At 66.9% G+C, this 14329-nt stretch carries 14 protein-coding genes; 6 read left to right on the top strand and 8 right to left on the bottom strand.

The window, feature by feature from the left end; translation table 11 throughout:
* The 4 genes from ACIRA7_RS10550 to ACIRA7_RS10535 form a co-directional block, all read right to left on the bottom strand.
* Positions 1–805: ABC transporter permease (locus ACIRA7_RS10550; protein ID WP_396220803.1), on the bottom strand; the 805-nt coding region annotated here is incomplete at its 3' end.
* A gap of 7 nt (positions 806–812) precedes the next feature.
* On the bottom strand, positions 813–1889 hold the full coding sequence (locus ACIRA7_RS10545) for a glycosyltransferase (protein WP_396220802.1): 1077 nt from the start codon (positions 1887–1889) through the stop codon (positions 813–815).
* A gap of 3 nt (positions 1890–1892) precedes the next feature.
* The gene (locus tag ACIRA7_RS10540) at positions 1893–3713 is read right to left on the bottom strand and encodes an ABC transporter ATP-binding protein (RefSeq protein WP_396220801.1); all 1821 of its coding nucleotides are present in this window, start codon (positions 3711–3713) and stop codon (positions 1893–1895) included.
* On the bottom strand, positions 3710–5272 hold the full coding sequence (locus tag ACIRA7_RS10535) for a response regulator (RefSeq protein WP_396220800.1): 1563 nt from the start codon (positions 5270–5272) through the stop codon (positions 3710–3712). The genes ACIRA7_RS10540 and ACIRA7_RS10535 overlap by 4 nt, the downstream gene beginning before the upstream one ends.
* An 83-nt stretch (positions 5273–5355) precedes the next feature.
* Between ACIRA7_RS10535 and ACIRA7_RS10530 the strand changes: the two genes are divergently transcribed.
* The 5 genes from ACIRA7_RS10530 to ruvA all read left to right on the top strand — a co-directional run bounded on the left by ACIRA7_RS10530 (position 5356) and on the right by ruvA (position 8697).
* Positions 5356–5751: a hypothetical protein gene (locus ACIRA7_RS10530; RefSeq protein ID WP_396220799.1), complete on the top strand. Its 396-nt coding sequence runs from the start codon at positions 5356–5358 to the stop codon at positions 5749–5751.
* A complete protein-coding gene (locus tag ACIRA7_RS10525; protein WP_396220798.1) occupies positions 5748–6587 on the top strand; it encodes a DnaB-like helicase C-terminal domain-containing protein in 840 nt (279 codons plus the stop codon). The genes ACIRA7_RS10530 and ACIRA7_RS10525 overlap by 4 nt, the downstream gene beginning before the upstream one ends.
* A gap of 240 nt (positions 6588–6827) precedes the next feature.
* A complete protein-coding gene (locus ACIRA7_RS10520; RefSeq protein WP_396220797.1) occupies positions 6828–7571 on the top strand; it encodes a YebC/PmpR family DNA-binding transcriptional regulator in 744 nt (247 codons plus the stop codon).
* Positions 7568–8104 carry a crossover junction endodeoxyribonuclease RuvC gene (gene ruvC / locus ACIRA7_RS10515; protein ID WP_396220796.1) on the top strand — a complete coding sequence of 179 codons (537 nt, stop codon included), beginning with the start codon at positions 7568–7570 and terminating at the stop codon, positions 8102–8104. The genes ACIRA7_RS10520 and ruvC overlap by 4 nt, the downstream gene beginning before the upstream one ends.
* A complete protein-coding gene (gene ruvA, locus ACIRA7_RS10510; protein WP_396220795.1) occupies positions 8101–8697 on the top strand; it encodes a Holliday junction branch migration protein RuvA in 597 nt (198 codons plus the stop codon). Before ruvC ends, ruvA begins: the two co-directional genes overlap by 4 nt.
* 147 nt (positions 8698–8844) lie before the next feature.
* On the opposite strand, the gene ACIRA7_RS10505 is transcribed toward ruvA, so the two are convergent.
* The 4 genes from ACIRA7_RS10505 to ACIRA7_RS10490 are packed head-to-tail and all read right to left on the bottom strand — an operon-like array spanning position 8845 to position 13443.
* Complete coding sequence (locus ACIRA7_RS10505) at positions 8845–10482, bottom strand: M28 family peptidase (RefSeq protein ID WP_396220794.1); 1638 nt, start codon at positions 10480–10482, stop codon at positions 8845–8847.
* Between the two features lie 45 nt (positions 10483–10527).
* Entirely contained in the window at positions 10528–12150 is a 1623-nt protein-coding gene (locus ACIRA7_RS10500; RefSeq protein ID WP_396220793.1) for an FtsX-like permease family protein, read from the bottom strand.
* Positions 12151–12160: 10 nt separating this feature from the next.
* Positions 12161–12907, bottom strand: a complete 747-nt coding sequence (locus ACIRA7_RS10495) for an ABC transporter ATP-binding protein (protein ID WP_396220792.1) — start codon at positions 12905–12907, stop codon at positions 12161–12163.
* The gene (locus ACIRA7_RS10490) at positions 12904–13443 is read right to left on the bottom strand and encodes a DUF3299 domain-containing protein (protein WP_396220791.1); all 540 of its coding nucleotides are present in this window, start codon (positions 13441–13443) and stop codon (positions 12904–12906) included. The genes ACIRA7_RS10495 and ACIRA7_RS10490 overlap by 4 nt, the downstream gene beginning before the upstream one ends.
* Before the next feature lie 180 nt (positions 13444–13623).
* Here ACIRA7_RS10490 and ruvB point away from each other — a divergent pair.
* Positions 13624–14329 (top strand): Holliday junction branch migration DNA helicase RuvB (gene ruvB / locus ACIRA7_RS10485; protein WP_396220790.1); only part of this gene is annotated, 706 nt, incomplete at its 3' end.

The following is a 14329-nucleotide window of genomic DNA, read 5'->3' as shown; positions in this document are numbered from 1 at the left end:
TGAATCCAAGCACGGCAACACCGATCGCCAGCCCCGGAGCAAGACTGGTCCACGGGGCGTTGCGTAGCTGCGAGAGATCGCGACCATCGGCGATCATCGCGCCCCAACTCGGGGTTGGCGGTTGCACACCAAGTCCGAGGAACGACAACGCGGCCTCGGCCATGATCGCGCCGGCAATGCCGAGGGTGGCCGCGATCACGACCGGCGCCATGACATTCGGCAGCACATGGCGCAGCAGGATGCGACGATCGCGCGCCCCGAGGGCGCGCATGGCCTGCACATACTCGAGTTCACGCACCACGAGGACCTGACCACGCACCAACCGCGCCATACCGGCCCAGCCGACGACGCCGATCACCGTGCACACCACCGTGAGCGAGGGCTCGAACGCCGCCGCCATCGCGATCAGCAGCAGCAGCGACGGGAACGCCAGCGTGACATCAGCAAGTCGCATGATGATTTCCTCCGTCCATTTCCCGCGATACCCCGCGACGAGCCCCAGCACGAGACCGATCGACAAGGAGATGCCCTGCGAGGCGAGCCCCACCAGCAGCGAAATGCGCGCGCCGTGCACCAGACGCGACCACACATCGCGTCCCTGCGCGTCGGTGCCAAGCCAGTGCGCGCCGCTCGGCGCCTCGAGCGCATGGCGCAGGTCGATCCGAATGGGATCGGCGCCGTCGATGAGCGGTGCCAGCATGGCCGCCACGATGAGCAGGACGATCACGCCAAGCCCCAGCCGGGCCCGCTGATCGTCGCGGATCCGCCCCCATGCCGCGTTCGCGACCACCGGTGCCGTATTCATCCGGTGGTCATGCCGACGCGGGCGTGGCGCGGATCGCGGCCGACACGGCGCGCGCACCGGACGCTTGCGACAACGCCCGGGCGGCGTCATCGACGCACTGCGCCCAATCGTGTACATGCGCGGCGCGGGCCCTCGCGGCCTGGCCCATCAGGTCGTACTCGCGGCGGTCCGACATCAGCCGCGCCAACTCGGCGACCGTGGCCGGCACCTCACGATCAGACACCACGAAGCCGGTGATGCGCGACGCCACCATCGACGCATGGAGCGCCGTCGCCGGCGCCACCACGGGAATGCCGCGCTGCATAGCGGCGAGCGTCGCAATCGCCCCCTCGTCACCATCGGCGGTGACCCACACCGCTGCCGCGTCCACGGCGTCCGCCAGCAACAGGGCGTCGATCGGTGCGACGTGGACGAACGCGGTCAGTCCAAGCGACGCGGCGTGTACCCGCGTGGACTGCAGCGCCGCGGGTTCTCCCAGCAGCACGATGCGCAGCGACGGATGCCGTCCGGCGAGCCGCGCCGCGGCGCGCAGCGCCATGGCGGTCGGTTCATCGTGCTCGGCCGGCGGAACGATCCAGAGCGCCGCGGGCACGGCGGCATCGGACGGCAGCGCGACGGGTGCGCCGCGCACCGCAGGGCCTGGCCAACTCACCGCCACCTGATCGCGTCCCCACGAGACCACGCGCGTGCGGGATTCCGCCAGTCGCGTACGCCAGGTACGCGGAGCGGGCTGCCGATCGGGCGCCGGCTCTCCGACGCGCCAGCGTCGCACGACCCCGCCGCGACGACCGATGGCCATCGCGGCCAGCAACGCATCGGTTTCACTCTGCACGAGGACCGCGTCGGGGCGCAGCGCCGACACGAGACCGCGCGCGCTGGCGATCCGCGCGAACGCGCCCGGCCCGGCGAGGCCGCGCAGCGCCAGCCGCGGGAACCAGAATTCGGTGGACCGTTCCAGCATACCACCACCCGGACAGGCCACCGTGACAATGTCACCGCGGGCGGCAAGCTCCGCCCCCAGGGCGATCAGCAGGCGAATGCCGGGCGTCCACGACGCGGCCGTAGTCAGCACGAGGACACGCACGGATCACTCGCTACCGCGACTGAACTGCAACGTATGCAGCCGGGCGTACGCACCGTTCCGCGCGAGCAGATCGGCATGGGTCCCCTGCTCCACGAGCTGACCGCGCTCGAGGACGAGAATGCGATCGGCGTGCTGGATCGTGGCCAGGCGATGCGCGATCACGAACACCGTACGCCCGGCCAGGAGCCGGTCGATCGCTTCCTGCACGAGCCGCTCGCTCTCGACGTCGAGTGCCGACGTCGCTTCGTCGAGAATGAGTATGGGCGGGTCGGAGAGCAACGCCCGTGCAATGGCCAGACGCTGGCGCTGGCCGCCCGACAGGCGCGAGCCGCGCTCCCCGAGATTCGTGTCCCACCCCTCGGGCAGCTCCTCGATGAACGACATCGCATTGGCCGCACGCGCGGCCGCCTCGAGCTGCGCCGGCGTGACCTGTGTGCGTCCGAAGGCGACGTTGGCGCGCACCGTGTCGTTGAAGAGCACGGTATCCTGGCTCACGATACCGGTCAGCGCGCGCAGCGACTCGAGGGTGATGTGCCGCAGATCGATCCCGTCGAGCGTGATCCGGCCGCTGGTGGGCTCGAGGAAGCGCGGCAACAGGTCGATGAGCGTGGACTTGCCCGCGCCGCTCGCACCGACCAGCGCGATCACCTCACCCTTGCGGGCCGAGAACGACACCTCGGACAGGGCCGACGCATCGTCGCCATACGCGAACGACACCCGATCGAACTCGAGCGATGTCGCGAACGTCGGCGCCGTGATCGTACCCCGATCGGCCGCCGTTTCCGTGGGCGCGTCCAGTACTTCAAAAATGCGCTCGGCGCTGGCCAACGACTGCTGCGCCGCCGAGGGCACTTGCGACAACTGCTTGAGCGGCTGCAGCAGGCGCATCACCCAGATCAGGAACGTCACCAACAGGGCGCCGTCCAGTGACTTCTCCACCAAGACGAGCCGTGCGCCGAACCAGAGGATGGCGACGGCCATCACGGCGCCGAGCGTTTCCGTGACCGGTCCCGACATCAGCGCAAGGCGGCCGATGCGCACATAGCCCTTCGCGAACGCGGCATTGCGCGTCACGAAGCGTTGTTCTTCGCGCGATTCGGCGCCATACGACTTGATGAGCCGGATACCGCTCACCACCTCCTGCACCATGCTGGTGATCTCGCCCTGCTCGTTGCCCATGCGGCGATATCCCTTGCGCAGCTTGCGCAGCACGGGCTGCAGCGAGAGGACCGTGAGCGGTACCACCACCAGCGACGCCAGCGACAACTTCCACGACACCGCGAACATGATGGCGATGGTGGAGACCACCTGCGCCGTGCTCCAGATCGAGCGCGTGACGAGTTCGGTGACGACCGCTTTGGCGTTCGTGGTATCGGTGAGCATGCGCGAGATCACCTGGCCCACCTTGTTGGCGGTGAACCAGCTCATGGGCAGCCGAAGCAGATGCGCGTACAGCGCATCGCGCAGGTCGCGCACCACGTACTCCTGCAGCTGCGCCCCGATCTGGCCGCTGAGCCACACCAACAGGTTCTTGAGCGTGACGGCCAGCAACACGAGGATGATCACATTGCGCAGCGATCCCATCTGATCCGCGGGATCGAGCAGGAAGCCGATCGTCGTGTTGAGAATCGCCGACACGACCTTGTTGCCGGGAATCAGCTGCGGCTGCTCGAACAGGGCGTTCAGAAACGGGATCAGCAGCGTGAACGAGAACACGTCGAACACGGCAGCCAGCAGATTGAGCACGACCACGCCCACCAGCTTCGCGCGGTGCGGGTGCACGAACCCCCACAGCCGCGGCCACAATCCCCGCGACTCGGTCATCGCTTGGGCGTCAGCAGGGCCACCGGCAGGATGCACTCCTCGGGCGTGACACCGCCGTGCAGGAAGGACCCGCGGTACCGGCTCTGGTACTCACGCAGCTTGGTGGGATACACGAAGAACGTGTCGCCGGCGGCCATGAGCGTGTTGTTGCCGGGGCCGCGATGCGGCAGGCGGAGGTCGTCAGGATTGGTGAACAGCAGCGCCTGCTCGGGCCGCTCGGCCCGCAGGTCCTCGCCGAACTTGTAGCGCAAGTTGGCGGTGGCGTCGCGCTTGGCGAACACCGTGGCCGGCGAGTTGCAGTGCAGCGCCCCGTGATCGCTGGTGATCACCACCGAGATGTTGCGGCGCGACGCTTCCTTGAGGAGCGTGAACAGCGACGACCGTTCGAACCACTGCCTGGTGATGGCCCGCAGCGCGATTTCGTCCCGCGCCACTTCGAAGAGAATCATCGATTCGCTGCGGCCATGCGTGAGCATGTCCACGAAGTTGAACACGAACGCGTGAATGCCGTCGCCGGCGATCGCCCCCGGCAAGTGGCGTTCGAGATCGTCGGAGTCGGCCGCAGTGGTGATCTTGTGATAGCGCACGGGAGCCTGCACCTTCAGCTCCTCGAGATGCGCGACGAGCAGATCCCGCTCGTGCATGTTGAGCGCTTCGTCGTCCTTCTCGCCCCACCAGTCGGGAAAGCGCGCCGCGATCTCGCCGGGGAACAGCCCGCTGAAGAGCGCATTGCGCGCGTACGGGGTGGCGGTGGGCAGAATCGAGTAGTAGTGCGTGGTTTCCACGTCGTACAAGGGAGCCAGCAGCGGCTCGAGCACGCGCCATTGATCCACCCGCAAGCAGTCGATCACCACGAAGATCGCCTTGCGATCGCGGGCCAGCACCGGCATCACGAACTCGGTGACGACGTCCACCGAGAGGGGCGGCCGATCGCCTTCGAGCTCGCGCAGCCAGCGCGGATACTCGGTGCGCATGAAGGTGGCGAACTCGCGATGCATATCGGGATACAAGCCACGCAGCGACTCGTGCAGGCCGAGTTCGCCCGCCGCGGCCAGATCGACGTCCCACTGCATGAGCTCCGCGAAGCGCTCGATCCAGCCCCGCCAATCGAGCCCGGCGTACCGATCGGCCTCGATGGCGCGGAACCGTTCCACGAACGCGCGGGCCAGCGCCTGCGACCGGATCAGCGGCCCTTCGAGGATGCGGGTAATCACCGTCAGCACCTGACGCGGCGTGACGGGCTTCACGAGGTAGTCACGAATGTTCGCCCCGATCGCTTCCTTGAGCGTGGCGTCTTCTTCGCTCTTGGTGACCATGACGACGGGCATGGTCGGCAACATCTCGCGGATGTCCTTGTAGGCATCCAGCCCGCGGGTGCCCGGCATCTGCTCGTCGAGCAGCACCAGGTCGTAGGGGCGGCGTCGCAGCAACTCGAGCGCGTCATCGGCGTTGGTCGCCGTATCGACGTGATAGCCCTTGTCTCCGAGCAGGAGTCGATGCGGCTCGAGAAGCTCCGCTTCGTCGTCCACCCAGAGAATCGTTTTTGCCATCAGCGCCATAGGTGTAAGGTACCAGACCGGCAGGACCACGGTCCAGCGGCGTCGGCCGCGCCGGACGCCATCGGAGGCGTTACATTCGAAGCGTGCTCGCCGACTCCCTTCCCCATGCGCTCGAATCGCTCCGCTTTCCCTTTCCCGCGCTGGCGGCCTTGGCCGGACGCCTGCCGCTAGGGGGAGGACGCGAGGTGGCGCTGGCCGCGCTGATGACCGCCCGACTGGCGCGAGGCGTGCTGGCGGGCGACGCGCTCCAGCCCGGGGATCGGGCCACCCGCGCCGCGGCGGCGAAGGTGTGGCTGGCCTCCCTCGCGCTGCCGGCGACGACCCGCGTGCCATTCGCGCGCTGCATCGACGCGACCACGGGGACGGCCTTACCGGTGGCTGGTGCCCTCCGCAGCCTCATCGCGGCGGCCGGCGGGCACCTCGACGGACCGTCGGTGCAGGAGCTCGAGAAGCTCGCGCGTCAGCTCGCGGGTGCATGACGCATCCCACCGACATCTCTCCGCTGACTCGCGTGGTGTCGCGTCTCGACCGGGCCAGCCCGGGCGAGATCGATCCGGGCCTCGTCCCCACGCGATTCCCCTCGATCGACCGCGCCATCGGGGGAGGATTCCGCCGCGGCGATCTGGTGGTCGTCGGTGGAGACGACGGCGCCGGCTGCTCGGCCCTTGGCCTCGCCATCGCCTTGCGGGTCTCCCCTCGGGCCCTCCTGCTGACCGGAGAAATGCACCCCGAGCGCGCCTACGAGCGCGCCCTCGCCATGGTCGCGAAGGTCTCGCTGGAGTCGCTGCGGCTCGGCGCCGTGAGTGACGAAGATCGCGCCAAGCTCGCCACCGCGGCGGTCACGCTGCGCAACCGCGCACCGGTGATCGAAACGATCACGTCTGGCACACTGGCCGCGATCGATCGCGCCGTGGAGGCAACCCCCGACGTCTCGCTGGTGGTGGTGGATCCGCTGGAGTGCTTGCTCGATCGCGACTCGGGACGCGACGAGGCGCTGGGTTTTGCCGTGCTCTCGCTCAAACGACTCGCCCTGCAGCGCCATGTTGCCGTGCTGCTCACGACCCACCTCCCGCAACTGGCCCGCGAGCGTCAGGATCGGCGTCCCCGCCTCACCGATTTCGGTTTAGGCGGAGCGATCGGGACCCACGCCGACCTCGTGTTGGGGCTGTATCGCGAGGAGCTGTACGAGGCCGATCTCGGAGTCTCGGGCGCGGCCGAGTTGCTGCTGCTGAAGAATCGGGATGGGGCACGCGGATACATCGATCTCTATTTCGACACCAGGTACAGCCGGTTCGAGGATGTCCTGGAGGAGTAAAGGGTTGTCCGCCCATGGCCGATGGCTCACGGCCCATGGCAGATAGCGCATAGCGTGATCGCTCAAAGCCTGGAAGCTCACAGCTCACAGCTCCCGGGCTTGAGGCTTACAGGCTATCGGCTCTCGGCCATGAGCCGTGGGCCATCAGCCGTGGGCTTTTTCACACCGCCCCCCCTCTCGAGATTATTTTCATCGACATCGGTTGGATGACACCCATATCCGCATCAACGGGGCAGGGCGATGGCAGGACATAGCAAATGGAAAACGATCAAGCGCGCGAAGGCCGCGACCGACAACAAGCGCGGCGCGCTCTTCACTCGGCTGATCCGCGAAATCACCATGGCCGCCAAGCTTGGCGGCGGTGATCCGGGCGGGAATCCGCGCCTGCGTACCGCCATCGACAACGCGAAGGCGGTGTCGATGCCCAAGGACAACATCGACCGCGCCATCAAGAAGGGCACGGGCGAACTGGAAGGGGTGGACTACGTCGAAGTGCTGTACGAAGCCTACGGTCCGGGCGGCGTCGCGATCATGATCCAGGCGGTCACCGACAACCCCACGCGCACCGTCGCTGATGTGCGGCACAAGTTGTCGCGCAACCACGGCAACATGGGCTCCAGCAACTCCGTGGCGTACCTCTTCGAGCGGAAGGGACAGATGTCCGTCGCTGCCGACGGGGTGCACGAAGACACGCTGATCGAAGCGGCGCTCGAGGCCGGCGCCGATGACGTGGTGCGTGACGACACCGAGTTCACGATCACGACCGATCCGGGCGCACTGCACGCCACCAAGGAAGGACTCGAGTCGAAGAAGTACAAGGTGGCCGACGCCGAACTCGCCTGGGTGCCCAAGAGCACGGTGAAGGTGGAAGGGTCCGCGGCGGATCAGCTCATGAAGCTGCTGGAAGCGCTCGAGGAGCTCGACGACGTGCAAAAGGTCGACGCGAACTTCGAGATGGACGACGACGACGTGGCCGAGGCGTGAGCCCGTCGCTGGTGCTCGGGATCGATCCGGGCACCGCCGTCACGGGGTACGGGGTGGTCGCGTTCGACGGCCGCATCGCCACCCTCGTGGAGTGTGGCGTCATCCGCACGACGGCCAAGGATCCCCTGCCGCAGCGTCTGCTGGACATCCACGAAGGCATTGAGGAAGTACTGGCGCGGCACCGCCCCGACACGATGTCGGTCGAAGACGTGTTCTACGCGAAGAACGTACGCACGACGATCGTGCTCGGTCATGCGCGCGGTGTGATTCTCCTCGCCGCGCAGAAGGCCGCGCTCACGATCTACGAGTATCCCCCGGCCGAGATCAAGAAGGCGATCACCGGCACCGGTGCCGCCACCAAGGAGCAGGTGCAGTTCATGGTGGCCCGTCTGCTGCGCCTCAAACGAGCGCCGCAGCCCGCCGACGCCGCCGACGGCGTAGCCGCTGCACTCTGCGCCTGCCTCCTCGCATCGCGATCGACGCTTCCCGAACTGCCGCCGATGCGCATATCCCTCGCTACACCCGCCAAATGATCGCTCTCGTGTCCGGTACGCTGGTCCATCGCGAACTCGATCGCGTGGAGATTCTCACGGCGGGCGGCGTGGGCTACGAATGCCTCATTCCGCTCTCGGTCTTCGAGTCGCTACCGCAGGAAGGCGCAACGATCACGCTGCACACGCATCTCGCCGTGCGCGAGGACGCGTGGCACCTGTACGGCTTCTCCGATCGCTACGACCGCGCCGTGTTTCAGCGGCTGCTCGTGGCCAAGGGCGTCGGCCCCGCGCTCGCGCTTGGCATCCTGTCGTCGCTCACGCCGGAGCGCGTGGTCCGCGCGCTGCGCGAAAAGGACATCACGACGCTCATGTGCGTGCCGCGCGTGGGTCGGAAGAAGGCCGAGCAGATCATCCTCGATCTGGCCGACAAGATGGACACCGTAGGCTCGGCACCGACAACCTCGGGTACCGCCGCCAGCCCGGTCGCCGACGACGCCATCCGCGCGCTTATCGCGCTCGGCTACAACCAGCTCGAAGCCGATCGCGCGGTGCGGGCGGTGATGGATGCGGGCGGTGGAGGCGATGTGGGGGCGGTGGTACGGGCGGCGCTGGGGAAGCTGACGGGGAAGTGAGGCGAGGGTGGGTTGCGTTCACTGACACTCACGTGAGTTTCGGGTGGCGAGTCCGGGTTTCGAGTCGTGGGTTCACACGCATGACTCGAAACTCGGACTCGCCACTCCAAACTCACGTGAGTCTATCGCCCAAGCACCAAGCCCGGCTTACCGCCGATACTGGCTTGCATCCCGCTGCGGCTTCCCACAACTCGGCACCGTGATCACCTGCCCCGGCCGCCCACCGGGAATCGGGTCCACCAGCACGCGCGAGCTCTTCTCGGCGTCTTCGCTGGCGAGGTACACGAACATCGCGGTGAGCGTCGCGTTGTGCTTCAGATCATCGACGATGATCTTGTCGAACGCGTCGCGATTCGTATGCCACGTGCTGTTGCTGTAATCCCAGCTCAGGGCGCCGAGACCGACCGCCGGCGCGCCCCAGCAGCGGAACGATGCGTCGTCTGATCCGGCACCGATGCCCGACGGGCCCGACAAACGGATGTACTGCGTGAGCTGCGACGGCATCTGGCTCATGTACTGCGCCAGGCGCGGACCGTTCTCCGGATGCAGCCCCGGACCCGTGCTCACCACGCGGCCCGTGCCGTTGTCCTGATTGAAAGCAAACTGCAGCCCCTTCACGACTTCGGGATGATCGGCGGTGAACGAGCCGGAGCCGTTCAGCCCCTGCTCTTCGCCGCTCCAATGCCCCACCAGAATCGTGCGTGACGGCTTGGGATACACGGCCTTCAGAATGCGCAGCGCTTCCATCATCGTGATCGACCCCGTGGCGTTGTCGGTCGCGCCCGAGTGTCCTTCCCAGCTATCGAAGTGCGCCGACAGCACGACGTACTCGTCGGGCTTCGTGGCTCCCTTGATCTCGGCGATCACGTTGAACACCGGCTGGTCGCCGAGCGCTTCGGATTCCGCCATTACACGCACCTTCGGACCCTGCTGGTTCTGCGCGAGACGGAACAGCATACCGTAGTCTTCGCAGCCCACGTCGAACGTGGGAAGTGCGGCGTTGCGTGGCGAGCCGAAGATCTTGTTCACGCCGGGATACTGCGAATAGTTCGACTCGAACACCGCCACGGCACCGGCCGCCTTCACGTCGCTGTAGAAGGTCGGCACGCGCTGCGTGACACCCTGATACGTGGCCGACAGATCGCGCTGCAGTGAGTCGAGCGACAGCTGCGTGCTCGTCATCGCAAACTCCGCCATCTGTGATGCCGGGCGACAGGTCAGTCGCGGCGCCGACGCCAACACAATCTTGCCCTTCACACTCGGCAACCACGCCGCGAACTCCTCGGGCGACTGGTACGGCTTCACCACGACGACCGCGCCCTCAGCCCACTTGCCCGCCGTGTTGCCGCTCCACGACAGCATGTTGACTTCGAGCGCCTTGACACGCGGCGCCGTGAGCTGGGCAAACACCACTCCACGCTTCCACGAATTCCACGTGCCGTACTGTTCCTTGCGCGCCGATACCCCGAACTGCTTGTACGTGGCCAGCAGCCAATCCTGCGCGCGATTCATGTTCGGTGAGCCGGTGAGGCGCGGGCCGATGGAATCGAGCAATTGCTGCGCCAGCCTGCCGGCCTGCGACCGCTGCATTCCCTCTTCCCACAGCTTCAGAATGACCGGATCGGTGGGCGCGTCCTTTCGGACATACGACGGCGCCGGATCAACCGGCAACGCCTGCATGTTCTTGGCGACGGGTGCCGGACCACGGCCAGGCTGCGCGGCGGCCGATGCGGAGACAGATGCCGACGCGGCGAGCAGCAGGGCAAAGACAGAGAACGTGCGCATATGGAGGTCTGGTATGCGGTGAGAAACGAAAGAGTGAGCGGGGCGTCAGGCCCGCGGACTCAGTCCATCGACAAGCGACGTACGGTACGCCTTCCATGCGGGTACGAAGCCGATCACGAGGCCGGCACTCATCACGATGGCGAGGTAGGTCCACTCCGTCGAGCGAAGTGGATGCAGCGCGAGGTGCAAACCGAAGCGCTGCTCGATCGGCCCCTGCGCCACGAACAAGCCGATGTACACGGCGGCGACGCCGATGAGGCAGCCCAGCAACGCCAGCAGTGCGCTCTCGAGCACAAGCAGCGAGATGATCAGACGTGGACCCGCGCCCACCGCCCGCAGAATCGCCATTTCGCGACGACGCGCGTCGAGCGACGAGTAGAGCGCCACCAGCATGCCGCTGAGCCCGATCGCCACGGCGAACATGGCAATCACCCGCAGGCCAACCTCAGCGCTGCCAATGTTCTGCCACAACTCCCCGAGCGCGACACCGGGAATCACCGCCGTGAGCGGCTCTACGAGATCGGTGTTCATCTCACGCTGCAACATGAGCGCTTCGAAGCGATTCTTGGTCCCCACGAAGAAGGCCGTGATCTGATCGTCGCCGTGATCATGAGCCGGTTCTGCTGCAGCTGATTCAGCCGCCCTCGGTTCAGCGATGGTCTTCTCGGTCGCCCTCTGCGCCACCGCCGCCGCCGTCACCTCCGGCAGCGCACTCGGTGGCGGCTCCGCTCCGGGCATCACGAGTGGCGTCCCCGGCGGCGGACTCGCCCCCGGCATGACCATCGGCGTCCCCGGCGGCGGCTCCGCCCCCGGCATCACCATCGGCGTCCCGGGAGGCGGTGCCATCGCCGCCGCCCGCTGCTTGTTCGCCGCAATGATGGCTGCCGACTTCGCGCTCGACTTCGCACTCGACTTCGCGCTCGACTTCGCGACGGAAGGTTGCGCCGTTTCCCCCTGCCCCCTCCCCCCTGACACCCTCCCTCCTGCTCCCTCCGCCGACGCTATCGACGACCCAGCGATCGCCGTCTCATCTGAGTGCATCGCCTCGATCCCGCCCAGCGTCACGTACACCGACCGATCGATCGGCGTGAACGTGCGCCCCACGATACCGACCACATGGAACGGGTGCGCCTCGTGGTTCGACGTGCCGATGTCGCGGAGCCCATGCACCACCACCACCGGCGTGCCGATCGTGTAGCCCAGCTTCTCCGCGACCTCGCTGCCGATCACCACTTCCGTGTCCGCGACCGCCGCGCGTCCGGAGACGAACACGATCCGCCCGTCCTTGCGGAAGCGATAGCGCTCGTAGAACTCGGGGGTCGTGCCCACCACGCGGAAGCCGCGATGACTGTCGCCCAGCGAGTACGGGACCACCCACTTCACGGCGGGATGTGCCTTCCACCGCTCCATCGTGGACAGCTTCACCGAGCCGGAGGGGGAGCCGATACCGAACACCGAACTCAGCAACACTTGCAGCGTGCCGCCTCGCGCGCCGACGATCAGGTCGACGCCGCGAATCGTGCCCGCGAAGCTGTCGCGTACGCCGGCTCGCACGTTCTCGATGCCCACCAGCAACGTCACGCTGAGCGCGATCGACGCCACCGTGAGCGACGTGGTCAGCAACCGGCTGCGCAGCGACGTGAGCGCGAGACGCAGGATCATCATCATGGTGATGCCCTCACGCGTCCGCTCCGACCTTGGCCGCGCGATTGATCTCCATGAGTTCCACGGTGCGGGAGAACAGCGGCATCAGCGTATGATCGTGGCTCACGAAAATGAGCGTGGCGCGCGCCTTCTCGCACGACGCGAAGAGCAGCTTGAGAAACCGTTCGCGCCGGTCGGTGTCGAGCGCACTGGTGGGCTCATCGGCGATCACCACCTCGGGGCTGCCCATCAGCGCGCGCGCCGCCGCAACACGCTGCTGCTGCCCCACGCTCAGTTCGGCAATCGGGGAATCAAGATATTGCGAAATATCGAGCTGCGAGGCGATCTCGCGCACGGCGTCGTCGAGTGAGCGCCCGCCCAGTCGCGCGCGTCGCGCGGGCTCGAGTCGCACGGGCAGCAGGATGTTCTCCCGCACCGGGAGATACGGAATGAGGTTGAACATCTGGAACACGTAGCCCAGATGCCGCGCCCGGAACGCATCGCGCGCTCCACCCGACATGGTCGAGAAGTCCTGGCCCAGCACGCGGACGCTGCCGCTCGTGGCCTGCAGCACACCGGCAAGCAGGCCAAGCAGCGTGGTCTTGCCACTGCCACTCGGCCCGTGCAGAAAAACCGTCTCGCCGCGGGCGATCGAAAGCGAGTCGATCGCCAGGACGTCGCGCCCCTTCTTGTAGGCAAAGCGCAACGCGGACAGCTCGACCGCCGGGGGAACGGTTGGATCAGGGCCGACGGGAGCGGCCACCGAGGCCGCCTCACTCATTTCGACGAGTAAGGCTCGACCTTGAGTCCTTCCAGCTGATAGCCGACGGTGCCGTACGGGCTTTCCACCGAGGCGATCTTGAGGCGCCCCGACATCCAGACGGCGTCGAACAGGTTGAGCTTCACGGCCTTCTTGCCGCCCATTTCCACCATCACGATCTGATTCGGCGGCGGCGGCGGCGTGTGCACGCACGCCCCGTAGTAGGGCACCAGCAGGAACTCCGCCCCTTCTTCCTGGAAGTCGTCGAGCGGCACGACGAAGCCCGGAATCCGGACCAGCTTGCCCTCGAGCTTCTTCAGGGTGTCGGTGGACTTGCCGTTGGTGTAGTCGAGGCCGGCCAGCACGCGCCAGTCGATGTTCACCGCCTCCTCGACGAGCGCTTTCCGAGCCGCCGGCGCCTTGGCAACAATAGGGGCGACCGCGACGCGGGCGGGCGGCGTGGAGCGCACGGGACGGGCAGGTGTGGTGAACGCCGTCGTGGCAAAGAGCACGACGGAGATTCCGGCCAGCGACAGCACAGGCGAGCGACGGGACATGGCGAATCCTGGGAGCAGGACGAACGGGAGCCCACGCGACGGCGTCGCGGGTGACTCCCGCAAATGTACGCAATCCGCACGGGAACGCTGCAGGGTGGCCACGGCGACGGCCCGCTGCCGCCTCCAACCGTACCCCAACATCGTCCGCTCGTGCCCACGGTCCACGGTATATTCCACCACATGAGCCGCGCCGAAATCACCACGCCGGAAGCCCTCGCCGACGAGAGCGTCGTCGAGCTGTCCCTTCGTCCCCAGCGCCTGGTCGAATTCATCGGCCAGCAGAAGGTCAAGGACAGCCTCGGCATCGCCATCGCCGCTGCCCGCGCCCGGAAGGAGCCGCTCGACCACACGCTCTTCTTCGGACCACCGGGATTAGGAAAAACCACCCTCGCCGATCTCATGGCCCGGGAGCTCGGGGTGAACCTCACGACCACCTCCGGACCCGCGCTCGAAAAGCCGGCCGATCTCGTGGGCCCGCTCACCAATCTGCGGGAGGGCGACGTGCTGTTCATCGACGAGATCCACCGCATGCGTCCGATCATCGAGGAGTTCCTCTATCCGGCGATGGAGGACTACCGGATCGACATCCGGCTGTCCGATGGTCCCAAGGCGCAGACCGTCACGATGAACATCGAGAAGTTCACACTCGTCGGCGCCACGACACGACTGGGCATGCTCACGGCACCGCTCCGGGCGCGCTTCGGCATCGTGCAGCAGCTCGGCTTCTATCCGGTGGAGGAGCTGGAAGTGATCGTGCGGCGCACCGGCGAAGTCCTCAAGGTGGAGATGGACCCGCTGGGCGCACACGAGATCGCCAAGCGCTCGCGAGGCACACCACGCGTCGCCAACCGGCTGCTGCGTCGCGTGCGCGATTACGCGCAGGTGT

Source organism: Gemmatimonas sp., assembly GCF_044376735.1.
In the GTDB taxonomy this organism is placed as follows: domain Bacteria; phylum Gemmatimonadota; class Gemmatimonadetes; order Gemmatimonadales; family Gemmatimonadaceae; genus Gemmatimonas.
The sequence above is the reverse complement of the archived record's forward strand: the minus strand, read 5'-3'. Positions and strand labels throughout refer to the sequence as shown.